Origin of the sequence: Paenisporosarcina quisquiliarum, assembly GCF_043641925.1 — a bacterium.
GTDB classification, from domain to species: Bacteria; Bacillota; Bacilli; order Bacillales_A; family Planococcaceae; genus Paenisporosarcina; species Paenisporosarcina quisquiliarum_A.
Map to the genome: position 1 here is coordinate 121274 of NZ_JBHZRU010000003.1, position 24613 is coordinate 145886.

23 protein-coding genes and 1 pseudogene are annotated in these 24613 nt (G+C 38.2%); 23 read left to right on the top strand and 1 reads right to left on the bottom strand.

Annotated features, from left to right (window positions below; translation table 11 throughout):
• Positions 1-43: 43 nt before the first annotated feature.
• The 4 genes and pseudogenes from ACHUE4_RS03565 (at position 44) to paaX (ending at position 4015) form a co-directional block, all read left to right on the top strand.
• Positions 44-916, top strand: coding sequence for a 3-hydroxyacyl-CoA dehydrogenase (locus tag ACHUE4_RS03565; protein ID WP_394187990.1), 873 nt, complete (start codon positions 44-46; stop codon positions 914-916).
• Complete coding sequence (locus ACHUE4_RS03570; RefSeq protein ID WP_394187991.1) at positions 913-2118, top strand: acetyl-CoA C-acyltransferase; 1206 nt, start codon at positions 913-915, stop codon at positions 2116-2118. The genes ACHUE4_RS03565 and ACHUE4_RS03570 overlap by 4 nt, the downstream gene beginning before the upstream one ends.
• Before the next feature lie 152 nt (positions 2119-2270).
• A pseudogene (locus ACHUE4_RS03575) lies at positions 2271-3047 on the top strand (enoyl-CoA hydratase-related protein).
• 107 nt (positions 3048-3154) lie between these two features.
• Positions 3155-4015 (top strand): phenylacetic acid degradation operon negative regulatory protein PaaX, encoded by an 861-nt coding sequence (gene paaX / locus ACHUE4_RS03580; protein WP_394188101.1) that lies wholly within the window; start codon positions 3155-3157, stop codon positions 4013-4015.
• 265 nt (positions 4016-4280) lie between these two features.
• On the opposite strand, the gene ACHUE4_RS03585 is transcribed toward paaX, so the two are convergent.
• Complete coding sequence (locus ACHUE4_RS03585; protein ID WP_394187992.1) at positions 4281-4811, bottom strand: gamma carbonic anhydrase family protein; 531 nt, start codon at positions 4809-4811, stop codon at positions 4281-4283.
• Positions 4812-4896: 85 nt separating this feature from the next.
• On the opposite strand from ACHUE4_RS03585, the gene ACHUE4_RS03590 reads away from it, so the two are divergent.
• The 19 genes from ACHUE4_RS03590 to hpaD all read left to right on the top strand — a co-directional run bounded on the left by ACHUE4_RS03590 (position 4897) and on the right by hpaD (position 24562).
• A complete protein-coding gene (locus ACHUE4_RS03590) occupies positions 4897-5868 on the top strand; it encodes an NAD(P)H-dependent flavin oxidoreductase (protein WP_394187994.1) in 972 nt (323 codons plus the stop codon).
• A 375-nt stretch (positions 5869-6243) separates the two neighbouring features.
• Positions 6244-7386 (top strand): Glu/Leu/Phe/Val dehydrogenase dimerization domain-containing protein, encoded by a 1143-nt coding sequence (locus tag ACHUE4_RS03595; protein ID WP_394187996.1) that lies wholly within the window; start codon positions 6244-6246, stop codon positions 7384-7386.
• A 104-nt stretch (positions 7387-7490) separates the two neighbouring features.
• Complete coding sequence (locus ACHUE4_RS03600) at positions 7491-7886, top strand: thioesterase family protein (RefSeq protein ID WP_394187997.1); 396 nt, start codon at positions 7491-7493, stop codon at positions 7884-7886.
• A gap of 41 nt (positions 7887-7927) precedes the next feature.
• The gene (locus ACHUE4_RS03605; RefSeq protein WP_394187998.1) at positions 7928-9076 is read left to right on the top strand and encodes a Leu/Phe/Val dehydrogenase; all 1149 of its coding nucleotides are present in this window, start codon (positions 7928-7930) and stop codon (positions 9074-9076) included.
• A gap of 15 nt (positions 9077-9091) precedes the next feature.
• A complete protein-coding gene (gene pdhA, locus ACHUE4_RS03610; RefSeq protein WP_394187999.1) occupies positions 9092-10147 on the top strand; it encodes a pyruvate dehydrogenase (acetyl-transferring) E1 component subunit alpha in 1056 nt (351 codons plus the stop codon).
• Positions 10148-10151: 4 nt separating this feature from the next.
• Positions 10152-11168, top strand: coding sequence for an alpha-ketoacid dehydrogenase subunit beta (locus ACHUE4_RS03615; protein ID WP_394188000.1), 1017 nt, complete (start codon positions 10152-10154; stop codon positions 11166-11168).
• 12 nt (positions 11169-11180) lie between these two features.
• Positions 11181-12416, top strand: a complete 1236-nt coding sequence (locus ACHUE4_RS03620) for a dihydrolipoamide acetyltransferase family protein (protein WP_394188002.1) — start codon at positions 11181-11183, stop codon at positions 12414-12416.
• Complete coding sequence (locus tag ACHUE4_RS03625) at positions 12416-13855, top strand: dihydrolipoyl dehydrogenase family protein (protein ID WP_394188003.1); 1440 nt, start codon at positions 12416-12418, stop codon at positions 13853-13855. Before ACHUE4_RS03620 ends, ACHUE4_RS03625 begins: the two co-directional genes overlap by 1 nt.
• 125 nt (positions 13856-13980) lie before the next feature.
• On the top strand, positions 13981-14961 hold the full coding sequence (locus ACHUE4_RS03630; RefSeq protein WP_394188005.1) for an ABC transporter substrate-binding protein: 981 nt from the start codon (positions 13981-13983) through the stop codon (positions 14959-14961).
• An 18-nt stretch (positions 14962-14979) separates the two neighbouring features.
• Positions 14980-16029 (top strand): ABC transporter permease, encoded by a 1050-nt coding sequence (locus ACHUE4_RS03635; protein ID WP_394188007.1) that lies wholly within the window; start codon positions 14980-14982, stop codon positions 16027-16029.
• Positions 16007-16804, top strand: a complete 798-nt coding sequence (locus tag ACHUE4_RS03640) for an ABC transporter ATP-binding protein (RefSeq protein ID WP_394188009.1) — start codon at positions 16007-16009, stop codon at positions 16802-16804. Before ACHUE4_RS03635 ends, ACHUE4_RS03640 begins: the two co-directional genes overlap by 23 nt.
• Positions 16805-16981: 177 nt before the next feature.
• A complete protein-coding gene (locus tag ACHUE4_RS03645) occupies positions 16982-17773 on the top strand; it encodes a fumarylacetoacetate hydrolase family protein (RefSeq protein WP_394188010.1) in 792 nt (263 codons plus the stop codon).
• Positions 17770-18528 (top strand): fumarylacetoacetate hydrolase family protein, encoded by a 759-nt coding sequence (locus ACHUE4_RS03650; protein ID WP_394188012.1) that lies wholly within the window; start codon positions 17770-17772, stop codon positions 18526-18528. The genes ACHUE4_RS03645 and ACHUE4_RS03650 overlap by 4 nt, the downstream gene beginning before the upstream one ends.
• 20 nt (positions 18529-18548) lie before the next feature.
• A complete protein-coding gene (locus ACHUE4_RS03655) occupies positions 18549-18938 on the top strand; it encodes a 5-carboxymethyl-2-hydroxymuconate Delta-isomerase (RefSeq protein WP_394188014.1) in 390 nt (129 codons plus the stop codon).
• Between the two features lie 78 nt (positions 18939-19016).
• Complete coding sequence (gene hpaB / locus ACHUE4_RS03660) at positions 19017-20501, top strand: 4-hydroxyphenylacetate 3-monooxygenase, oxygenase component (RefSeq protein WP_394188016.1); 1485 nt, start codon at positions 19017-19019, stop codon at positions 20499-20501.
• Between the two features lie 40 nt (positions 20502-20541).
• Positions 20542-21033 carry a flavin reductase family protein gene (locus ACHUE4_RS03665; RefSeq protein WP_394188018.1) on the top strand — a complete coding sequence of 164 codons (492 nt, stop codon included), beginning with the start codon at positions 20542-20544 and terminating at the stop codon, positions 21031-21033.
• Positions 21034-21069: 36 nt separating this feature from the next.
• Positions 21070-21993 carry a 2,4-dihydroxyhept-2-ene-1,7-dioic acid aldolase gene (gene hpaI / locus ACHUE4_RS03670; RefSeq protein WP_394188020.1) on the top strand — a complete coding sequence of 308 codons (924 nt, stop codon included), beginning with the start codon at positions 21070-21072 and terminating at the stop codon, positions 21991-21993.
• A gap of 55 nt (positions 21994-22048) precedes the next feature.
• Entirely contained in the window at positions 22049-23557 is a 1509-nt protein-coding gene (gene hpaE / locus ACHUE4_RS03675) for a 5-carboxymethyl-2-hydroxymuconate semialdehyde dehydrogenase (RefSeq protein ID WP_394188102.1), read from the top strand.
• Between the two features lie 21 nt (positions 23558-23578).
• Positions 23579-24562, top strand: coding sequence for a 3,4-dihydroxyphenylacetate 2,3-dioxygenase (hpaD, locus tag ACHUE4_RS03680; RefSeq protein WP_394188022.1), 984 nt, complete (start codon positions 23579-23581; stop codon positions 24560-24562).
• Positions 24563-24613 lie beyond the last annotated feature (51 nt).

A 24613-nucleotide genomic window follows, 5' to 3' on the forward strand; every position in this document is an offset into this window, starting at 1 on the left:
ATTACCCTGTCCGTATTCTTTCACTTAAAAGGAGGAAGTAGGTATGATCCATCGTTTAGTAGTTGTTGGTTCGGGTGTTATGGGTAGAGGAATTGCTTACGTAGCCGCAGTTGGCGGATATGAAGTAACTTTAGTTGATACAAATGAGACGGCATTAAAAAATGCGGAAATGGAATTGAATAGCATATTTCATAAAGGGCTTGATCGCGGGAAAATTACGGCTGAACAAGTTGAATTAGCTCAAAGGAAATTACAATTTGAAACCAATTTAATAGTAGCTGCCAAAACCGCAGATCTAATCATTGAAGCTGTTCCTGAAATCGCTTCAATTAAAAAAGAAGTCTTTGAAGTCATTGAAGAACATGCTACCTCAGAATGTTTCTTTGCAACCAATACGTCAACGATGAGCCCGACTGAAATTGCCTCGTATGCAAAACGACCAGATAAAACAATTGCGATGCACTTTTTTAATCCTGTACATAAAATGCCTCTCGTAGAAATTGTCAGAGGTTTAGAAACAAGTAATGAGACAGTTGATCTCATTAAAGAAGTAGCTTCTAAAATGGGGAAAGAAACCGTTGTGATCAATGAATTCCCTGGCTTTGTCACAAGTCGAATCAGTGCACTTGTTGGAAATGAAGCTTTCTATATGCTTCAAGAGGGACTAGGAACGCCTGAGGAAATAGATAAAGCAATTAAATTAGGTCTGAATTATCCAATGGGACCTTTTGAATTAGGAGATTTAGTAGGACTAGATACGCGCTTAAATAATCTCAAGTATTTACACGAAAAACTTGGAGAAAAATACCGACCAGCTCCATTGCTTGAGCAATACGTTAAAGCAGGAAGGCTTGGACGAAAAAGTGGTAAAGGCGTATACGACTATACAATAGAAGAAGAGTTGATTACAAAATGAGAGAAGTCGTCATAGTAGATGCAGTAAGAACACCAATTGGTAGATATAACGGATCATTAAAAGATGTACGTCCAGATGACTTGGGTGCAGTCGTAATTAAGGCGTTAATTGAGCGAAACTCAAGCTTAAATGTAAATGAAATAGAAGAGGTTGTGTTCGGTAATGCAAATCAAGCGGGGGAAGATAATCGGAATGTCGCCCGTATGTCCGGTTTGCTTGCAGGTTTACCGGTTGAAGTAGCAGGTACGACAATCAATCGGCTATGTGGTTCAGGACTCGATGCTGTTATGTATGCGGCTCGTGCTATTGCAGTAGGTGATGGTGATATTTTTATTGCAGGAGGAACTGAAAGTATGACTCGAGCTCCACTTGTCATGGCTAAACCAGATCAAGCATTTCCTCGAGGCAATATGGATTTACAAGATACGACAATCGGATGGCGTTTTACGAATCCGAAACTAAAAGAAATGTTTGGGGCAGATTCAATGCCACAAACGGCTGAGACGGTTGCGCAGAGAAGTAACATATCTAGAGAAGACCAAGATTTATTCGCTTTTCAAAGTCAACAAAGAGCTAAACAAGCGATAGACGAGAATCGATTCGCTGATGAAATAGTTCCTGTTATTTATACTGATCGAAAAGGGAACACAATTACCGTGGATCAAGATGAACATCCACGCCCAGATACTACAATCGATAAATTAAATAAACTAAAACCAATTTTCCAAGGGGGCAGTGTAACAGCTGGTAATGCATCGGGCGTAAACGACGGCGCTTCTGCGCTGCTTATTATGAGTGCGGATAAAGCAAAAGAATTGAATATAAAACCCCTTGCTAAATATGTAGCCGGGGCAACTGCAGGGTTAGAACCAGAAGTAATGGGGCTAGGTCCTATTTTTGCGACAATTAAATTGTTAGAACGAACTCAGTTAAGTATTGAAGATATTGGATTAGTTGAACTAAACGAGGCTTTTGCATCTCAATCAATTGCTTGTATTCGACAATTAGGATTAGATGAGAAAATTGTCAATGTAAATGGAGGCGCAATTGCTTTTGGACACCCACTTGGAGCAAGTGGAGCGAGAATATTAACGACACTTCTATATGAAATGAAAAAACAAAAAGTTCAATATGGACTTGCAACGATGTGTATCGGAGTTGGACAAGGCATTGCTGCTATTGTAGAGAATGTTGAAGAGTAGTAACTTCTGCTAGACAAATGACAAGAAAAAATTTTCACGGCTGAAAAAATTCGAGATTATGGATTTGTTTGCATTGCTATGCAAGTATCATATAGTCTGCAGCCTGAATCAATAATTTCATTTGAAAAATATGTTTGTATAGGAGATCAGAAATGGCAAATGTATTATATTCGAACCAAAACAATATCGGCTATGTGACAATTAATCGGGAAGAATCGATGAATTGCTTTAATTATGACACGCTTCAAGAGCTTAAAGCTGTGACAGACTCCATATCACTAGATTCAGAAGTCCGTGCAGTTATTTTCACATGAGCAGGAGATAAAGCGTTTAGTGCGGGTGCTGATTTAAAAGAAAGGCGAACGCTCTCAGAGTCAGAAGTTCTTAGAAATGTAAAAGCAATTCGAGATACCTTTTCAAGTATTGCAAGCTTACCTCAACCTACAATTGCTGCCGTTAATGGGTATTCATTTGGTGGGGGTTTCGAATTAATGATTGCTTGTGATTTCACAATTGCTGCTAAAGGTGTTCTTATGGGCTTAACAGAAACAAGTTGGGCAATCATTCCTGGTGCTGGTGGAACTCAACGTTTACCTCGTCTAATTGGTGAAATGAAAGCGAAGGAATTGATTTTTACTGCAAGAAAGTTTACAGCTGAAGAAGGTTTAGAACTTGGCGTTGTATTAAAAGTAGTCGAGAAAGATCATCTTCTTTCTAGCTGTGAAGTCTTAGCGAATAACATGATGAGAAATGGTCCTGTGGCATTAAAGCAAGCGAAGTATGCTATTTCACAAGGAATGAATACAGACTTACAAACAGGCTTAGCTATCGAATCAAAAGCATATGAACTAACAATACCTACAACCGATCGAACGGAAGCTCTGTTAGCTTTTAGCGAAAAGAGAAAACCCGTTTTTACAGGAAATTAAGTTTCATTTTTTCAATATAACGATATACTATTAGTTGGAGAATGTTATGTTATAAGATTAAATGCGAAAATTAGAAAGAGTGAATACAAGTGGCAAATACACAATCCATGATTTTCACCATTTACGGTGACTATATAAGACACTATGGAAATAAAATTTGGATTGGAAGCTTAATCCGTTTATTGAAAGAATTTGGTCATAATGAACAATCAGTTCGAGTATCTGTTTCTCGTATGATGAAGCAAGGTTGGATTGATTCAGAAAAGAAGGGCAATAAAAGTTACTATTTTTTAACTCCCCGTGGTTTAGACCGTATGGAAGAAGCTGCAGTTCGGATTTTTAAATTGATGCCGAATGAATGGGACAAAAAGTGGCGAATGCTTATGTATTCTATTCCAGAGGATAAGAGACAAATCCGCGACGAACTTCGAAAAGAGCTTTTGTGGAGCGGTTTTGGTAGTTTTTCAAATAGTTGCTGGATTTCGCCGAACAATCTTGAAAAAGAAGTAAATGTGCTGATTGAAAAGTATGAAGTTCAACCGTATGTCGACTTTTTTGTATCGGACTATAAAGGTCCACAAGAAGATAAATCGCTTGTTGAGAAAAGCTGGCCACTTCAAGAGATTGAGGCGAAGTATCAAGAGTTCATTTCTACCTATAGCGAACAATATATCGTGCACCAGAGTATGATCGCTCAAGGACAATTAACGGATGCGGAGTGTTTCGTTGAGCGGACGAAGCTTGTTCATGAATATCGAAAATTCCTATTTACTGATCCTGGATTACCGCGTGAACTTCTTCCTAAAGTATGGAATGGACATCATGCTGCACTTTTATTTGAACAATATTACAAATTGCTAGCTCAATCTGCCAGTCAATTTTTCGAAAAGGTATTTGAAGAAGATAATGATATGAGTTGGAAAGACAAAGCGTACGATGCTGACAATCATCCTTTAATCAATGAATAAATAAACGGGGCTGTCCTAAATGTCATGAAAATGACGTTGGTCAGTCTCCTTTTTATTTTCATAAGAATCAACGCATTTTCAAGACGATGTCTGACAGAAACAAGATTTTCTTTCGCTGTCTAGATTCAAGAGTAAAAATTAAATGAAAAAACAGGAAGAGAATACGACTTGTTTTCTCTTCCTGTTTATTTTTGTGAGGCTATATGTCTTTAATTCTAAATATCTAGCTGATTGCTTAATAGAACATCATTGTTAAACTGTACTGCTATTTATTGTTTTCTAGTTCAGTTAAAATTTCACGATAGTCATATCCTTTTTGAACATACGTATCGATTGAAAGCTGAATGATTTCAAAATCCTTATCATTTAATTCTCGAACGACCTTACCTGGAGATCCAACAACTAAAGAGCGAGGCGGAATCTTCTTTCCAGGAGGAATTAATGTGTTAGCTCCAATAATACATTCTTCTCCGATTTCAGCATGATCTAGAATCGTTGAGCCCATTCCGATAATCGAACGTTTCCCCACTTTACAGCCATGCAAAATCACGTTATGACCAACTGTAACTTCATCTTCTACGAGTACAGGTGCGTCTTCATATAAGTGGATCGTTGAATTATCTTGTATGCTGCACCTTTCTCCGATTGAAATTAATCCTTCGTCTCCACGCAATACCGTGTTAAACCAAATGGTCGATTCTTTCCCTACTTGAACATCGCCAATGATTTTGGATCCTGGTGCCATAAAAACCGTTGCATCTAATCTAGGTGTCTTCCCTTTGAATGGAATAATCATCGTATACCCCCAAGTAAATTTGAATTTACATAATTGTCTTTCTATTCATTTTACTATAACATATTTGAGTAGAGGTGGATAATTAATGAAATACGTTTGCGATATGCTTCAAATAGATATTCCAATATTCCAAGGTGGAATGGGGAATATAAGTAATGCACAACTAACTTCTGCTGTTTCTGAAGCGGGAGGGTTAGGTACAATCGGTTGTGGAACGATGACTCCTACACAAGTTGAAGAAATTATTATTCAGACAAAGAAACGCACATCACGGAATTTCGCATTAAATATAGCAATAAATGTGTCGCCGTATACGGATGAACTTATTCAATTAATTATTAAACATAAGATCCCTATTGTATCGTTATCTGCAGGAAATCCAGTTCCATATATTGCGAAATTACATGAACATGACGTAAAAGTCATTGTGCTCGTCGCATCTGTGAAGCATGCGCAAAAAGCGGAAGCGGCTGGTGCAGATATTCTAGTTGCTGAAGGTTTTGAAGCGGCTGGTATCAACTCGAATCTTGAGTTAACTACTTTCACACTCATTCCGCAAATCGTGAAAAGTGTAAAAGTTCCAGTAATTGCAGCTGGCGGTATTGGAGATGGAAAAGGGTTGGCCGCAGCCCTAATGCTTGGTGCATCTGGTATTCAAATAGGAACACGATTAATTGCTACACAAGATGCACCATTTCATGATCAATACAAAAATAGTTTAGTGAATTCAAGTGATACGGAGACAACTATTATAGGTAGAAGTTTTGGTCAAATAAGGCGAATACTGAAAACTCCTTATTCAAATAAGTTAGAAGAGCTGGAACAGGCAGGACTAACTCCAGAACAATATCGAGAACTAACTTCTGAAGTAAATCATGTTAAGGGAGCTATTGAGGGTGATTTAGAAAATGGTTTTATTAACAGTGGTCAAATTGCTGGATTGATCAACCACATACCTTCAGTAGAAGAGTTGTTTGAAAGCATGATGAATGAAGCACTTAACCAAATTGAACAGACTTCGAATGATTTAAGAGGTCTTTCTTATAAGAAAGATTAATTATTTAATTCAACTTGGTGGTGTAGACAAATTTAAAGAATTTAACTCTCTTACATTTCATAGGTACCGATAGCATTTACCATTCCTCTTAAGAACGATTGCTTAAGAGGTTTTTTTATGGATATTTATGATTTCTTTTAATTCTAAAAATAAAGAGTTTTCCGATTATTGTATTGACTAGAATATTACAATTTGATAATATTACGTTGAAATAGTGTTATACAATAAAATTTTTCATATATTAATAACAATAATTTTCTACAGATGCTTCCTTGAAGTCATGCAGTGTTCGTTATACATAAAAACATGAAAGATTATTGATAGGCATACCCTAAACTTCTAGAACATGTGTAAATCCTGAGGGGGATTCAGTTGATGGAAACAGCACAGAGAATGCCAATAGTTGAAAATTTCGAGCTTTTTGAAAGAATGGCTGAACATGAACAAGTTGTGTTATGTCACGATCCTTCAACTGGCTTAAGAGCAATAATAGCAATTCATAATACAACAAATGGACCTGCTTTAGGTGGATGTCGCATGTATCCGTATAAAAGTTTTGATGACGCGATGGAAGATGCACTTAGGCTTTCTAAAGGGATGACCTATAAGTGTGCAGCTACTGATGTTGATTTTGGTGGTGGTAAAGCTGTTATTATTGGTGATCCACAGACTGACAAATCACCAGAATTATTCCGTGCATTCGGTCAATTCGTAAATTCATTAAACGGTCGTTTTTACACTGGAACAGATATGGGAACGACGATGGAAGATTTCATACATGCAAGTAAAGAAACAAATTGTATTGTCGGTTTACCTGCAGCATATGGAGGTGGCGGTGATTCATCAATTCCAACAGCAGCTGGCGTTCTTTATGGAATTAAAGCAACCAATCAAACTTTATTTGGTAGTGAGAACTTAGGTGGAGTATCATACGCCATTCAAGGTTTAGGTAAAGTGGGATCAAAAGTAGCGATAGGTTTATTAGAAGCAGGTGCTCATCTATACGTAACTGACATTAGTGAGGAAAGTATAAAACGAATGGAAGAAATAGCGTTAACAACACCAGGAACATTGAAAGTTGTTACCAGTGAGGAAATTTATTCACAAGAAGCGGATGTATTTATTCCATGTGCATTTGGTGGGATTGTTAATGATCAAACGATTGAAAAATTTAAGGTCAAAGCCATTGCAGGTTCTGCCAACAACCAGCTTTTGACTGAACATCATGGAAAACTCCTTCAAGAAAAAGGAATACTTTATGCACCAGATTATATAATCAACTCTGGTGGTCTGATACAAGTTGCTGACGAACTATATGGTATCAATCATGAACGGGTACTTGCAAAAACCAAACATATATACGATTCCATACTAGAAGTGTATAAAATGGCTTCCATAAACGGAATCTCTACAGTAGAAGCTGCCAATAAAATGTGTGAGCAGAGAATCGTCAATAAGGCTAAACGCAATGGATTCTTCACAACATCTTTAAAGCCTAAATGGGCATTCGGAAAGTAAGTCAGATTTGAAAATTATATTTTTTAGTTTATTTGTAAGCGTTTTCATGAACAACTAAAATTCATTAGTAGATTCATATACTAAAAGTTAGTAGGGGATTAGGAATGAAACAGGGACTTAAATTAGGTAAAGAAGAAAGTATTGAAGTGATTGTTACAGAAGATATGTTTGCTTCTTTTGAAGGCGAAGTCGTTCATCCCGTCTATTCCACTGTTGCCATGACATATCATATGGAATGGGTTTCACGAAAAATTATTTTACCCTTTTTAGAAAGTCATGAAGAAGGGATGGGGGCTTCTGTTCAGTTACGACATATAGCCGCTTCACCATTAGGTACTTTTGTAACTTTAAAGGCTACTGTAATCGAATTACGAGATAACTTAGTCAAAACTAATGTAATTGCTACAAATCATTTAGGGGTTATTGGTAAGGGTGAAGTAGTGCAGGTCATTTTGCCAAAAGAAACTATCGAAAATAAATTAATAGAAGCATCTATTTAAAGCATAATTTTCTACTGATTGATTTTAAGGAGGCATTCAAAATGAAAGTGGCAGAAAGAACATCAATGGCTAAAGAATTCGAACTCTTCGATAAAATGAGCAAACATGAACAAGTTGTTTTTTGTAACGATCCCACAACCGGGTTAAGAGCAATTATTGCCATTCACAATACAACATTAGGTCCTGCATTAGGTGGATGTCGGATGCAACCCTACAACAGCATGGATGAAGCACTCGAAGATGTTCTACGACTTTCAAAAGGGATGACCTATAAGTGTGCCGCTGCAGACGTAGATTTTGGTGGTGGGAAAGCAGTCATTATCGGGGATCCAAAGACAGATAAAACGCCTGAGCTATTTCGTGCTTTCGGTCAATTTGTTAACTCATTAGGTGGTCGTTTTTACACAGGTACGGATATGGGTACCTCAATGGAAGATTTCATACATGCTTCAAAAGAAACAAACTTTATTAACGGACTACCAGAAGTATATGGTGGTGGCGGCGACTCTTCTATTCCGACTGCAGCTGGTGTCCTTTATAGTTTACAAGCAACGAATCAGATCCTTTTCGGCAGTGACGAATTAGGTGGCCACAAATATGCGATTCAAGGCCTTGGTAAAGTTGGTTTTAAAGTGGCAACAGGTTTACTTCAAGCTGGCGCTGATTTATTCGTTACAGATATTAGTACTGAAAATTTGCAAGCCATAAAAGAGTTAGCGACAAACACTACTGGTACGGTCACAGTTATTTCAAAAGAAGATATTTATTCACAAGAAGCAGATATTTTCATTCCGTGTGCATTTGGTGGAATTATTAATGAAAACACAATCTCTCTATTTAAAGTAAAGGCGATTGTCGGTGCTGCAAATAACCAATTGTTAAATGATGTTCACGGGAGAATGCTACACGATAAAGGGATTTTATATGCGCCTGATTATATCGTAAATTCTGGAGGACTTATTCAAGTTGCTGACGAATTATATGGGATTAACCACGAACGTGTTCTAGCTAAAACAAAACATATTTACGATGCGGTTTTAGGTGTATTCCAAGAAGCAAGATTGAGTGGAAAAACGACAGAAGAAGCTGCAAACGAAATGTGTGATAAACGAATTGCTGATCGATCAAACAGAAATAGCTTTTATACTTCAGCGGCGAAGCCAAAATGGTCTATTCGCAACTTATCTTGATTGGAGGCGTATGAATTGGAAGAAAATTATCCAATAAAGAGAATCATAGATGATCATGGTCATTTTGTAGATTCAACGTTCGAAAATGAAATCGACGAAAAATTAGTGAAAGAATTGTATTATCACATGTTACGTGTCCGCACGTTTGATAGAAAAGCGATTAACTTACAACGACAAGGACGTCTTGGCACTTATGCTCCATTTGAAGGGCAAGAAGCTGCTCAAGTGGGGAGTGCACTTGCCCTACAACCGGATGATTGGGTTTTCCCAACTTATCGTGATCATGGTGCGACCATTACATTCGGCAAGAGTATGACAAGAACATTCTTATATTGGAACGGTCGTGTAGAAGGTTGTGTGGCACCACCGGATCGTAATATTTTCCCACCAGCAGTTCCGATTGCTACTCAGCTACCACATGCTGCAGGAGCTGCATGGGCTGAGAAATTAAAAGGAACACAAAATGCTTCTATTGCTTATTTTGGGGATGGAGCTACTTCTGAAGGCGATTTCCATGAAGGAATAAACTTCGCAAGTGTCTTTAAAGTACCAGTCGTATTTTTTAATCAAAACAACGGCTATGCCATTTCAGTTCCAATTGAAAAACAAATGAATTCTAAAACGGTGGCTCAAAAAGCAGTTGCTTATGGTATACCAGGTGTTCGAATTGATGGCAATGATTGCTTTGCAGTGTATTTTGAAACGAAACAAGCTTTTAATCATGCGAGAGCTGGGCATGGTCCAACATTAATCGAAGCGGTGACTTGGAGAAAAGGTGCTCATACGACTGCTGATGACCCTTCTAAATATCGTCCTGAAACACAAGGGAAAGATATTGTTGATCCAATGACACGTTTAGAACTATTTATGAAAAATTATGGTTACTGGGACGAGCAATGGATTGAAGAAGTCAAGGAGAAAACGGCGAATGAAATCGATTTAGCTGTTGAAGAAATGGAAAAATACCCTGCGTCAAACGTGGAAGACGTATTTGATCATGTTTTCGCAGAAATGCCTCCACAACTAGCTGAACAGAAAGAATCTTATCTTGCACACTTAGAAAGGCGGTGACCTAATGACCCAAATCGTAGAGTCTAATCAAAAAGATGTTAAGACAACTCAGATGACCATGATTCAAGCAATTAATGACGGTATGCGTGTTTTACTTGAGGAAGATGAGAGAACGATTATATTAGGTGAGGATATCGGAAAAAACGGTGGTGTTTTCCGAGCAACTGAAGGTCTACAAGAACAATTTGGTGCTGAACGTGTTGTAGATACACCTCTTTCAGAAGCGGGAATTATCGGTACCTCAGTAGGGTTAGCTGTGAATGGATTTAAACCAATAGCTGAAATCCAATTCCTTGGTTTTATTTATCCTGCTTATGAGCAAATTATGACGCATGTTTCACGTCTCCGTATGCGTTCAATGTCTCGATTTACCGTGCCTATGGTTATTCGTGCACCTTATGGAGCGGGTATTCGCGCACCAGAGATTCATTCAGATAGTACAGAAACTTTGTTTACACATATGCCAGGTATTAAAGTGGTTTGTCCATCAAATCCTTATGATGCTAAAGGTTTACTCATAGCAGCAATGGAAGATCCGGATCCTGTACTTGTATTAGAAACGATGAAAAACTATCGATCGATGCGAGAAGAAGTACCAGTTGGAAAATACACAGTTGAAATTGGTAAAGGAAAAATAGTACGTGAAGGTACAGACGTAACACTAATTGCATGGGGTGCCATGATTACGGTTGCAGAAAAGGCAGCACAACAAGCTGAGAAAAATGGAATTCAGTGTGAAATCATTGATTTACGTACACTATATCCGATTGATCGAGATATTATTGCTGAATCTGTTCAAAAGACAACTAGAGCCGTTATTATACACGAAGCGCATCATACGAGCGGACTAGGAAACGATATCGTTTCCATCATCAACGATACTGCATTTTTATATTTGCGTGCTCCAATTGAAAGAGTGACAGGATTTGATGTACCGGTACCATTTTTCTCATTAGAAGAACATTATCTTCCTACACCTGCACGTGTACAAGAAGCGATAGAAAAAGTGGTTCATTTTTAAGGGGGAAATGACATGCTCGAAGTGAAATTACATGATATCGGAGAAGGGATGACAGAAGGAGAAATCATCCATTATCTTGTCAAAGTTGGTGATACCGTGAAAACGGATCAACCACTTGTAGAGGTACAAACCGACAAGATGGTGGCGGAACTTACTTCCCCATGCTCTGGTGTCATTAAGGAAATTATTATTGAAGCAGGCGAAACAGTTCACGTAGGAACTAGCCTTATCTACATAGAAGCAGACGATAAAACCTCAAATAAAGAGCATGCAGTACAACCTAAAGTTGCAAAAGAGACACTAAAACAAAGTGTTCAACCAAAAGTTGAATCTACTGCCACATCGATCTCATCGTTTAATCGTGTACTAGCTGCACCATATACTCGAAAAATCGCTCGAGAACATGACATTAATATTGAAGATGTAAAAGCATCTGACCCTTCTGGGAGAGTAACTGAAGAGGATGTATATCGCTTTATTAATGGCAGTCAATCCTCAGAGCAAACTGAAGTTGTTTCAAATCAAAAGTCTGTGACTACAGATGTTAGTAACATTACACCTGATGAGATTCCATTTAAGGGAATCCGTAAAAAAATTGCAGAGAAAATGACGAAATCTTTATTTACCATTCCACACGTCACTCATTTTGATGAAATCAATATGACGAACTTGTTTAAAATGCGCCAAGAAATGAAAGCGACTGGAGAATCAGTTAGTGTTTCGGCATTTCTAGTAAAAGCTCTTGTTATTTGTTTGAAAGATTTCCCGATTTTTAACGCAGAACTTGATGAAGAAAATAGTCGAATTCTTTTAAAGAAGAATTACCATATTGGAATGGCCACAAACACTGAAGCCGGTTTGATAGTTCCAGTCATTCATGATGCAGACAAAATGTCGATTAAAGACATTCACAAAGAAGTAAAAGCTTTAACTGAAAAAGCAATTTCAGGCAAACTACAACCTTTTGAGATGCAAAATAGTACGTTTACGGTGAGTAATGTTGGTCCTCTTGGTAGCACCGGGGCAACGCCAATCATTAATTACCCAGAAACTGCTTTAATCGCCTTTCACAAAACAAAGAAACAGCCGATTGTAAATGAGCAAAATGAAATTGTAATCGGTCATATTATGACACTTTCAATGGCGTTCGATCATCGAGTAGCCGATGGTGCAACTGCGGTAGCGTTTACGAACAGATTAGCTAGTCTGATAGAACACCCCAATAAACTAATGATGGAGATGATTTAATGGTTGTTGGCGAAATTACACAGCAAAGAAATCTTATCATCATCGGTGGTGGACCAGGGGGCTATTCTGCCGCCATTCGCGGTGCACAACTCGGACTTTCCGTCACGCTTATTGAACAGGCTGATTTAGGTGGGGTTTGTTTAAATAAAGGATGTATCCCGTCAAAAGTCTTTACTCACGCAGCATCAAAACGAGCCGAAATCTCTCATTTAGCTGATTTAGGAATTGGTAGTGGAGATGATACCTTCAATATTTCTAAGCTTCTGTCATATAAAGATGAGGTTATTAGCGGTTTACGCTCCGGTGTAGAAAATTTATGTAAAGCCAATAAAATTGAAGTTATTCAAGGTAAAGCAACCTTTTTAGCAGTTAATAAAATCGGCGTAGAAAATGGCCATCAATTTGATATTTTCGAATTTGATCAAGTCATTCTTGCAACTGGTAGTACACCTGTTATGCCGAAATGGGTAACAGACAAAGGAAAAAGAGTGCTATTAGCTCACAACATATTTACTCTTGAAGAAATACCTGAACATCTGATTGTCAATGGACAAGATTATATTGCACTTGAGGTAGCCTCAAGTTATGCAGCTTTAGGTTCAAAAGTAACGATCTTGTTTGATCAGCAAAAAGAACAAGTCTTCGATGAATCTATCTTTAAGGAACTCAATCGCTTATTTAAACGTCGTAAAATAACTATTTTCAAAGATATTCAAAACATTTCGACAAACGAAACAGACTTAAATGTTACAGTTACATTTAAAACGAGTAAGGATTCCGAAAATGTTATAGAAGGATCTTATCTGTTTGTTTCTGGCTCGAGGAAACCTAATTTAGAGTCTCTTGGAATCAGTCGAATTGGACTTGTTCAGTCAGATGATGGTTTTATTTCAGTAAATGAAAAAATGCAATCAAACATTAACTCTATTTACGCTATAGGAGATGTTACAGAAGGACCATTATTAGCTGTAAAAGCGATTAAGCAAGGGAAAGTTGCGGTCGAATCAATTGCCGGTCTTAAACCGGAAGTTGACCTAACGTTTATACCACACATTGCTCATACTATACCCCCAGCTGTGACTGTGGGACTTACTGAACAAATGGCTAAGGAAACTGGTTTAAACGTTCGTATTAGCCAATTTTCTTTAGGTGGAAACGGGTACGCCTCTATAACCGGGAAAAAGGATGGCTTTATAAAAGTTATTTCTGACGCTGAAACAGAAATCATCAATGGGATACATATGATTGGTGAAGGCGCTATCGAAATGTCAGGATCTTTTGTCCAATTACTTGAGATGGCAGCGAAAGAAGAGGATATCAAATTCCCTTTATATGCTCATCCAGGATTTTCTGAAGGTTTACTTGAAGCCGTTGAAGGATTAATCGGACAAGCTATTCATTCAGCACCTGTTAAGAAGAAAGACTTGCAGACAGTTTAATTCATCGATCAACTGAGCATCTATGATTACATCACCACGATTTTAGTTGCCTGAATATTTTGATTCAATTTCTACCTTTGGTTTCAATTATCTACCATATAACTAAGTTAAGAGGGGGAAATATCATGTTGAAAAGTTGGAAAAAAGTCGGGGTAGCTATCTTAGGTTCAGCGTTACTTCTAGGGGCATGCGGAGATGATGGAGGAACGTCATCAGATGGAGAAAAAAAGACCTATAAGATTGGGGTAACTCAAATTGTTGAACATCCATCTTTAAACGCTGCATACGATGGATTTAAAAAGGCATTAGAAGACGCTGGTATTGATGCAGAGTATGATGTGCAAATTGCTCAAGGTGATCCGAGTGCTAGTACAACAATTGCCTCTAACTTAGTGAGCGCAAATGTAGATTTAATCTTTGCCAACTCAACTCCTAGTGCACAAACAGCGGCAAGTGCTACTTCAGATATTCCGATTGTCTTTACTTCAGTAACAGATGCAGTGGGAGCAGAGCTTGTTGAATCGATGGAAAAGCCAGGTGGAAACGTAACTGGCACAATTGACAGTCATCCAGACGCAATTTCAAACACGATGAAATTCATAAAAGATGAATTAGGCGCTAAAAAAGTTGGTATGGTGTTTAACTCAGGCGAACAAAATTCACGTGCACAAGTTGATGCAGTAAAAGAAATGTTAAAAGAGATGGATATGACAGTTGTTGAAGCATCAGTCGCTACATCTGCAGATGTTAAACAGGCAACGGAATCTTTAATAGGCAAAGTGGATTCTTTATACATCATCACAGACAACACAGTTGTTTCTGCTCTTGAATCAGTTGTATCTGTTGCAAATGAAAATAAGATTCCTATGATGGTAGCAGAGTTTGACTCTGTAAAACGTGGTGGATTAGCAGCTTATGGATTTGAGTACTATGACATCGGTTACGAAGCTGGTGAAATGGCAGTTAAAATCCTTAAAGGTGAAAGCAAACCTGCTGACCTACCAGTTCAAATTCCACAAAAATTAATTTTCACTATGAATAAAGACACAGCATCTGCACTAAATCTTGAAATTAAGGATGAGTGGGAAGCAGAATTTAGCGAATAAAACAGGAGGTGATTCTACATGTTTTCAGCTGTATTCGGCTCTGTAGAGCAAGGAATCATCTATGCAATCATGGCGTTAGGTGTTTATATTTCATTCCGTGTATTAGATTTTCCGGATTTAACGGTTGATGGCAGTTTTGTTACTGGAGCAGGTGTAGCAGCAACAATGATTGTATTGGGTTACCACCCGTTACTCGCAACATTCGTTGCAGTCATACTAGGCTTTTTAGCTGGATGCATGACGGGTCTTCTTCATACAAAAGGCAAGATTAATGCATTACTCGCAGGGATCTTAATGATGATTGCTTTGTATTCGATAAATTTGAGGATTATGGGTCTCACTTCTGAGAATTCGATTGGGAGACCTAATATCCCGCTTCTCAATGCAGAAACGATGTTTAATCAATTCCAAGCTTTTTGGAGTCCATTAGGAATTGATGCCATGATTAATCGATTTTTCGGCATGTTAGGTGTGGAGTATTTACCCAAAACATGGGGAACGTTATTGGTCATGATGATTATTGTCTTAATTATCAAACTAGTGGTGGATTGGTTCTTAAAAACTGAAGTCGGTCTTGCTATTAGAGCGACTGGTGATAATAAGAAAATGATTCGTAGCTTATCGGCTAATACAGATAACCTGATTATTGTGGGTCTAGGATTCTCGAATGCACTCGTTGCGTTCTCAGGAGCCTTAATCGCCCAATATGCGAAGTTTGCTGATATAGGCATGGGTATCGGTATGATTATTATCGGTCTCGCTTCTGTCATTATTGGTGAAGCGATCTTTGGTACAAAAACGATTGTTCGAACCACGATGGCTGTTATTGCCGGAGCTATCATTTACCGTATTGTCCTCGGACTAGCACTACAAGTAGATTTCCTTGATACAGGAGATATGAAATTAATTACGGCTGTCATTGTTATAGCGGCGCTTATACTGCCGCAATACTTTGATAAAAAACGCGAAAAAAACAGAAAAGCCAAACGACACGCTGAACGCCTATTAGAATACCAACAGTCACTAACTAAGGGGGGATCTAAGATTGCTGAAACTCATCCAGATTAATAAATTATTTAATGAAGCTACTCCGGATGAAAAAATCGCGCTTGATCAAATCAATCTTAATTTAAACCCTGGAGATTTTATGACGGTGATTGGTAGTAATGGTGCCGGTAAATCGACGATGTTAAATATGATTTCAGGTGCCTTATATCCGGATTTTGGTACGATTGAAATTGCTGGAAATGAAGTAACAAAATTGCCTGAGTATAAACGATCCCAAATGATTGGTCGTGTTTTCCAAGATCCAATGGCTGGAACCGCTCCTACGATGACGATCGAAGAAAACTTGGCAATGGCTTATTCACGCAACAAGAAAAGACGTCTGCGAATCGGTGTGGACAAGAAACGACGGGAATTATTCCGCACATCTCTTGAAACACTTCATTTGAACTTAGAAAATCGGTTAAATGCAAAAGTAGGCATGCTTTCAGGCGGTGAAAGACAAGCACTTTCATTGTTAATGGCAACGTTCACTCAACCGTCTATTTTATTACTAGATGAACATACTGCAGCACTCGACCCAGCTCGAGCAGAATTAATTACGAATTTAACAAAACAATTGGTGGAAAAAGATCAACTAACTACGTTGATGATTACTCACAATATGCAACAAGCCCTGGATCTAGGGAACAGGCTCATTATGATGGACAAAGGGCAAATTATATTAGAGTTTGATGCTGAAGAGAAAAAGAAATTAACCATTCCCAAGTTAATGGATGAATTCCAACGAATTCGTGGAGAAAAACTTACGAGTGATAAAGCATTACTTTCTATTTAAATTCATTACTAGAATGCTAAGAGTATAGTTTCTTACTTACGGGAGGACGACTCTTCATAGATTGTAGCCTGAAAACTCCAACCTACATGAAGGTCGTTCTTTTTAATTGCCAACTTAAGAAACGCAAAACGATAGTTATCGAACGGTTAACTACTGATAACTAGAGGAGTGGAATTCGTGATCAAAGCAAAGATGAAACTTTTAGGTTCAAATCATTTCGAATCAATTGAGGTTGACCCAAAAAATAATACATTCACCATAGGGGATCAATCGTTCCATATAAATGACGTTCAACTAGATACACCAATAAAAGGAACTGTCTACGGCACATTATTAAATTATAAAGGTGCTCTTGAGCAGTTAGGAAATCAAGTGCATGAAAAACCATATGCCTCGCCACCAAAAGCACCCATTCTTTACATCAAACCGGCTAATACCTTTAATCGACAAGGTGAGGGAATTCCGATGCCATCAGAAGTGACGCATCTTGAGATTTGCGCCTCTCTGGGTATTGTAATTGGAAAGAAAGCCGTTGCATTGAATGAAGAAACAGCACTGAACTATATTGCTGGATATACCATTGGAAACGATATTAGCATTCCACATGATAGCTTGTTCCGACCGGCTGTTTCATACAAAGCTCGCGATGGGTTCTGCCCAATTGGTCCATGGATTGTGGAAAAAAACCAGCTACATGACCCTGATAATTTGACCATTCGTGTCTACATAAATGATGAATTAAAACAAGAGAACTCAACAAAAAATTTGATTCGTAAAGTATCTCAGTTACTTGTAGATGTCACAGAATTCATGTCATTAAATCCCGGAGATGTATTACTTACAGGAGTTCCCGAAAATGCACCACTAGCTAAAATAGGAGATAAGGTAAGAATCGAAATTGAAGGTTTAGGCTGTTTAGAAAATGTCATTGTGGAAGAACAATCATTCATTTGGAGGGGTGCACAATGAAAAAAGCACGAATTTCATATAATGGCTCCATCCACGAAGCAATTGAATGGGAAGGTCAACTTCAATTAGATGATGGACGGATTGTTGATCAAAGTGAAGTTGTATGGCTGACCCCCGTTGAACCACGAACTGTATTTGCATTAGGTCTAAATTACGCGGATCATGCAGCCGAATTGGCATTTGATGCACCGACCGAACCATTGGTGTTTTTAAAAGGACCAAACACATTTATTGGCCATAATGCACAGACACGCAGACCATCAGACGTAGAGTATATGCATTATGAGTGTGAACTTGCAGTGATTATTGGGAAAACAGCCAGGCATGTAAAAAAAGAAGACGCGTATCAGTATGTAAAAGGATATAGCGTTGCGAATGACTATGCGATTAGAGATTACTTAGAAAACTATTACCGTCCAAATTTGCGCGTTAAAAATCGAGATGGATGTACACCATTTGGTCCTTGGTTAGTTGATGCTAGTGAAATTGACAATCCAATGAACTTGAAATTAACGACACATGTCAACGATCAGCTTGTTCAAGAAGGAACGACTGCAGATATGATTTTTGATATTCCAACTCTTATTGAGTATTTAAGCGGTTTTATGACGCTAAGTGAAAATGATGTCATTTTAACTGGTACACCGAAAGGTTCAGTTGATACCGCAGTTGGAGATGTCATAGTAACTGAAATAGCGGGCATTGGCAGACTAGTAAATACCATTATCGGTGATGAAGCCTTTACGAATCGTTAGGGTGAAAGGAGGTTCTCTATTTGCCACACTTTATTGTTGAATACACGGATAACATTAAAAACGAAGCGAATTTACCATTCCTTTTCGAAAAAATTCATCAAGTGCTAATCGACAGAGGCAGCCATTTCCCGATAGGTGGCATACGTTCTCGAGCAATTGAATTACATGATTACCGAGTAGCAGATGGTGCAGAAGATGATGCTTTCGTTCATGCCGTATTTAAAATAGGAGCAGGACGGACTGAAGAGGTAAAAAAAGAAGCTTGTGATGCGATGTTTGAAGTAATGAAAGATCATTTTGCCAGTCTCATGTCTACACGTTACTTAGCTTTATCAATGGAATTAATCGAATTCAGTGAAGCCGGGACTTATAAACAAAATAATATTCATACAAGATTTAAAAAGGAATAACTACGATTTTAGATTTCGGAATATTTAAACTATAAATGAACTAGAATTGCTGATTGATTTTATTGAGGAGGGAAAAGAATGGGCGCACGTACAGGAAAAGAATATATTGAAGGCGTTAAGAATAGAAAGACAGAAGTGTGGATTCATGGGGAAAAAGTAGAGGATGTTACCACTCATCCAGCATTTAAAAATGTCGTTGAAAGTGTAGCAGGTCTTTATGATTTACAACATGAGAAAGCAGATAAGATGTTATATACTTCTCCAACAACTGGTAACAAAGTCGGCTTATCTTTTATTGCGCCAAAAACAAAGGAAGACTTGTTTAGACGTCGTGAAATGAACTCGGAGTGGGCAGCATTTTCAGGAGGAATGATGGGTCGTTCTCCTGACTATTTAAATGCAAGTATCATGGCTTTTGGAACAGCAAGTGAGTTTTTCGCACAAGAAGGTGGCGGAAGTGCTCAATTTGCTAAAAACGCACGTGATTATTATGAATATGCGCGTGAAAATGACATTAGCTTAACGCACACGTTAATTCATCCTCAAGTAAACAGATCCATGCTAACTCAATCTGAGCAAAAGGATCCATTCTTATCTGCTCGTATTACGAAAAAGACAGCTGATGGAATAATTGTGAATGGATGTCGTCTTTTAGCTACTCTCGGTGGAATTACGGATGAGCTTGTTGTATTTCCATCTACGATTAATAAAACACCGGGTACAACAGATGATCCGTTTGCCTTTGCTTTTGCCATTCCAAATAATACACCTGGCTTAAAATTCTTGTCACGTGAATCTTTCGATTATGGAAAGAGCAAATGGGATCATCCGCTAGGTGCTCGTTTTGATGAAAGTGATGCCATTATTTCGTTTGAAGATGTGTTTGTACCATGGGAACGCGTTTTCGTAAGCGAAAGTACAGATATTTGTAACCGCACATATACCGAAACAAATGCCGTTATTCATATGACGCATCAAGTAATAGCCAAACATATCGTGAAAACCGAGTTTGTATTAGGTGTTGTGATTAATATGATGGAAGCAATCGGTATTAATCAATTCATGCATGTCAAAGAAAAAGCGAGCGAAATCATGATTATTTTAGAAGTAATGCGTTCTCATTTATACCGTGCTGAACATAATGCGAAAATCGATCAATACGGCAATATGACACCTGACTTTGAACCTTTAAATGCAGCTCGCAACTGGTACCCGAAAATGTATCAACGAATGAATGAAATCATTAAGATTTTCGGCGCATCCGGTTTAATGGCACTACCTACAGAAGCTGACTTTAGCAATGCTGAAGTTGGTGCTCTAGTTCATCGATATACACAAGGGGCTAATATCAATGGTGAGGAAAAAGTACAACTATTCCGCTTAGCATGGGATATTTCAATCAGTGCCTTTGGGAATCGTCAAGCATTGTATGAGTACTATTTCTTCGGTGACCCAGTGCGCATGTCAAATGCATATTATGATCAGTTCGATAAAGAACCATACAAAAACATGGTCAATGACTTCTTAAATCGAACGAAAAAAGAAGCAGGTATTTTCTCATAACACCGATTTCATTTCTTACATGAAGAGAGGAGATTAAAAGATGCATTTAAAAGAGCAAGAAATAGATGATCGATTATTTCGAAATGCGATGGGAAGTTTCGCAACTGGCGTGACTGTTATCACAACTGAAGTCTCAGGCGAGGTTCATGGTATGACAGCGAATGCATTTATGTCTATCTCCTTAAAACCTAAGCTTATTGCAATTAGTGTGGGAGAAAATGCTAGAATGCTAGGATTTATTAAAGATTCAAAGCAATTCGCAGTAAATGTTCTATCGTCGGCTCAACAAAATGAGTCGAAACAATTTTCTGGTCAATTGAACTTAGAGCATGAAGTTCAATTTGTTCCTTATATGGGAGTTCCAACTCTTGCCGACTCATTGGCTGTCATAACGTGTGACCTGCATAGCGAGTATGTTGTAGGCGATCACACCGTATTTATTGGCCAAGTAACAGGCATTCAATTAGAAGAAAAAGATCCATTAATCTATAGCCAAGGTAAATACCGCGAATTAAAAGAGCTGGAAATCTAACAAACGCTAGATTCAATACGAAAGGAGTAGATATTATTGGCATACGAAGAAGCTAAGAAAAAATTAAGAGGTTCAATTTGTCCAGTAATTACCCCGTTTACAGAGAACGGTGAAATAGATGAAAAAGCATTTGTTGAGTTAATTAATTGGCAAATTGAAAGTGGTAGTCACGGTATATCCGTGACTGGAACGAGTGGAGAGCCAAGCTCGTTAACTCTCGCTGAGAGAAAACATGTGATGGATTTAGCTAAAAAGACCATTAATGGTCGCGTGTTCTTCGCTCCAGGAACTGGTTCGACTAACCACGATGAAACGATGGAACTAACGAAATATGCGGAAGAAATTGGTGCAGACGCAGCGATGGTTATCGTTCCTTATTACAATAAACCAAATCAAGAAGCTCTGTATCAGCATTTTAAAACAGTAGCAGATTCAGTAGAAACGCCAATCATTATTTATAATATTCCAGGTCGTTCAGCTGTCAATATGGAAGTGAAAACGATGAAGAGATTAGCGGAGGATTGTCCAAATATCGTTGGAGTAAAAGAAGCAAATAAGGATTTCGAACATGTTAATCGTGTATTGCTGAATTGCGGAAGAGATTTCCTGCTGTATTCAGGCATAGAACTTCTATGCTATCCGATGCTCGCAATTGGTGGTGCTGGCTTTATTAGTGCCACTGCGAATGTTGAGCCTGTTAAAGTAGCTGAACTTTATAATGCCTGGGAAGCGGGTGACGTGGCTCGTTCACAGGATCTTCATTTTGAATTAATGAATTTAAATGATGTGTTATTTAAAGACACAAATCCTGGCCCAGTTAAGGTTGCGCTTGGCATGATGGGTAAAATTAACCCGAAACTTCGATTGCCATTAGGATTCCCATCTGAACAATTAGTTACTGAAGTTCGTGACACTCTGATTGATCTAGGGAAATTGCCAAAAGAGACAGCTATTAAATAGTCGAAGATTTACAGATCTGAATCGTGACAATAAATGAAGGATATAGGTGATTCATATGGTATCTTCTCGTGAAAAAGTTTCATATAAACATGAAACAAAAAGCAATATCTTGTTATATATTAACGGCGAATTTACACCTGCTTCAAGTGGAGCGACGATTAAGAATATGAACCCGTTTACGAACGAACAAATTAACGAAGTGGCTGAAGGACAAGTTGAAGACATTAATAAAGCTGTAGCAGCTGCACGTGAAGCTTTCGATAACGGTCCATGGAAAACGATGAAACTGACTAAAAGAATGGCTTACATTTACCGTATCGCGGACTTAATTGATGAAGAAGTCGAGAAAATTGCTTATCTAGAATCTCTTGATACTGGCCTACCCATTAGTCAAACAAGAAAGATGGTTAGTCGTGCATCTGAAAACTTTAGATTTTATGCACGCATGGTAGAAAGCCGTCTTGTCGGTGATGCGTACCAAGTAGACGATGAGTTTATCAACTATACAATTAACGCTCCAGTTGGTGTTGCAGGATTAATCACTCCTTGGAATGCCCCATTCATGTTAGAAACGTGGAAAGTAGCACCTGCTCTTGCAACAGGAAACACGGTTGTTTTAAAACCCGCAGAACTTTCTCCACTTTCAGCTAATCTATTGGCTGAAGTCATTCATAAAGCAGAATTGCCAAATGGTGTATTTAATGTGGTACATGGCTATGGAGAAACAGCTGGTGATGCACTCGTTAAACATCCTGATGTTCAACTTATTTCATTCACAGGTGAGACGAAAACAGGATCTACAATCATTAAAAATAGTGCAGACACATTGAAAAGTTGTTCAATGGAGCTAGGTGGTAAATCACCGATTATTGTCTTTGATGATGCAGATTTTGACCGTGCGTTAGATGCCTGTGTGTGGGGGATTTACTCCTTTAATGGAGAGCGTTGTACTGCGAACTCAAGATTGTTTATTCAAGAAGGAATTAAAGATGAGTTTATCGCAGCTCTGAAGAAACGTGTGGCAAAAATTAAAATTGGTGACCCATTAGATTCAGCCGTTGAAGTGGGACCCCTTATTGATAGAGGACATTTTAATAAGGTGCGAGGTTATTTAGATATTGCTAGTGAAGAAGGAACTGAAGTGATTACAGCTGATATTCCTGAAGAGATTGCTAAAGGGAACTTTGTAGCACCGACAATTATTCTAAATGCAAAAAATCATATGCGCGTAGCTCAAGAAGAAATCTTCGGTCCAGTATTAACTGTGATGACGTTTAAAGACGAGGAAGAAGCGATTAAGCTTGCGAATGATATTAAATATGGCCTAGCTGGTTATGTATGGACAAACGACATAAAACGGGGTCATCGTGTCGCTCATAAAGTGGAAGCGGGGATGTTGTGGGTAAACGCACAAAACGTTCGCGACTTGAGAACACCTTTTGGGGGCTCTAAATACTCAGGAATTGGTCGTGAAGGTGGTCATTACGGATTCGAGTTCTATACTGAACAAAAGATTATCCATGTATCAATTGCAGAGCATCATATACAGCAATTCGGAAAATAAAAAGAATGTGTGGTGAACTAAATGGATTTTTCAATTATCCGTATCGCGAGAACTGTACTCCATGTTACGAATCTACAAGCATCTCGTGAATTTTACGTGAATGGTTTAGGCATGATTGAAACAGAAAGTGATGAAAATCATGTTTATTTAAGAGGCTTAGAAGAGCATTCCCATCACAGTTTGTTATTAAAGAAAGCAAATGCTGCCCATGTGGAAGTACTTAGTTACAAAGTTCAAAAAGAGCAAGATTTAGATGAACTCGAAAAGCTATTTTTATCACAAGGATTAAAAACTAAATGGTTACCTAAAGGTCAACAGCACGCTGTTGGAAGAGCGCTTCGTGTTCATGATAATTCGGGTATTCCGCTCGAATTTTATGCCGAAATGGAAATAGTTGACCGTATGCTTCAACGATACGATTTGTATAAGGGAGCAAAAATACAACGAATAGATCATGTGAATTGTGCCGTACCAGATGTTCAAAAAGCATATGATTTCTATACACAGCAACTAGGTTTCTCTTGTTCTGAATATACGGAAACGGAAAATGGTGACTTATGGGCAGCTTGGTTATTCCGGAAACCGACTGTACATGATCACGCCTTTATGAGTGGTCCGGGTCCAAAACTTCATCATTTTGCATATTCTTTATCGGACCGTCTAAGCATTCTAGATTGTTGCGATGTTTTAGCGAGTATGGGTTATGCTCAGTCCATAGAACGTGGTCCAGGACGACATGGATTGTCTAATGCCTTTTTCTTATATTTACGAGATCCAGATGGACATCGCATTGAGCTTTACACCGGCGATTATCTAACAACGGATCCCGATTTAAAACCAAAGAAATGGGATTTAAATGACCCATTGCGCCAAACGTTCTGGGGACATGAAGCACCGGACCGTTGGTTTAATGAAGCTAGTACTTTCATAGATATTGAAACAGGCGAAGTTATTGAATATAAACAGCCAGTTTTAGCGCAAAGAAAACCTGAAATCATGGTTTGAAAATACAAATACCCTTTGAACAGTGAATGATCAGAGGGTATTTTTTTGGTT

Excerpts from the sequence above, each read along its gene's own strand:
- ACHUE4_RS03600 (WP_394187997.1), top strand. The coding sequence starts at position 7,491 with ATGAAACAGGGACTTAAATTAGGTAAAGAAGAAAGTATTGAAGTGATT.
- ACHUE4_RS03650 (WP_394188012.1), top strand. The coding sequence starts at position 17,770 with ATGAAAAAAGCACGAATTTCATATAATGGCTCCATCCACGAAGCAATT.
- ACHUE4_RS03635 (WP_394188007.1), top strand. The coding sequence starts at position 14,980 with ATGTTTTCAGCTGTATTCGGCTCTGTAGAGCAAGGAATCATCTATGCA.
- paaX (WP_394188101.1), top strand. The coding sequence starts at position 3,155 with ATGATTTTCACCATTTACGGTGACTATATAAGACACTATGGAAATAAA.
- ACHUE4_RS03565 (WP_394187990.1), top strand. The coding sequence starts at position 44 with ATGATCCATCGTTTAGTAGTTGTTGGTTCGGGTGTTATGGGTAGAGGA.
- ACHUE4_RS03605 (WP_394187998.1), top strand. The coding sequence starts at position 7,928 with ATGAAAGTGGCAGAAAGAACATCAATGGCTAAAGAATTCGAACTCTTC.
- hpaB (WP_394188016.1), top strand. The coding sequence starts at position 19,017 with ATGGGCGCACGTACAGGAAAAGAATATATTGAAGGCGTTAAGAATAGA.
- ACHUE4_RS03620 (WP_394188002.1), top strand. The coding sequence starts at position 11,181 with ATGCTCGAAGTGAAATTACATGATATCGGAGAAGGGATGACAGAAGGA.
- ACHUE4_RS03625 (WP_394188003.1), top strand. The coding sequence starts at position 12,416 with ATGGTTGTTGGCGAAATTACACAGCAAAGAAATCTTATCATCATCGGT.
- hpaE (WP_394188102.1), top strand. The coding sequence starts at position 22,049 with ATGGTATCTTCTCGTGAAAAAGTTTCATATAAACATGAAACAAAAAGC.
- ACHUE4_RS03630 (WP_394188005.1), top strand. The coding sequence starts at position 13,981 with ATGTTGAAAAGTTGGAAAAAAGTCGGGGTAGCTATCTTAGGTTCAGCG.
- ACHUE4_RS03595 (WP_394187996.1), top strand. The coding sequence starts at position 6,244 with ATGGAAACAGCACAGAGAATGCCAATAGTTGAAAATTTCGAGCTTTTT.
- ACHUE4_RS03665 (WP_394188018.1), top strand. The coding sequence starts at position 20,542 with ATGCATTTAAAAGAGCAAGAAATAGATGATCGATTATTTCGAAATGCG.
- ACHUE4_RS03590 (WP_394187994.1), top strand. The coding sequence starts at position 4,897 with ATGAAATACGTTTGCGATATGCTTCAAATAGATATTCCAATATTCCAA.
- ACHUE4_RS03585 (WP_394187992.1), bottom strand. The coding sequence starts at position 4,811 with ATGATTATTCCATTCAAAGGGAAGACACCTAGATTAGATGCAACGGTT.
- ACHUE4_RS03570 (WP_394187991.1), top strand. The coding sequence starts at position 913 with ATGAGAGAAGTCGTCATAGTAGATGCAGTAAGAACACCAATTGGTAGA.
- hpaD (WP_394188022.1), top strand. The coding sequence starts at position 23,579 with ATGGATTTTTCAATTATCCGTATCGCGAGAACTGTACTCCATGTTACG.
- ACHUE4_RS03615 (WP_394188000.1), top strand. The coding sequence starts at position 10,152 with ATGACCCAAATCGTAGAGTCTAATCAAAAAGATGTTAAGACAACTCAG.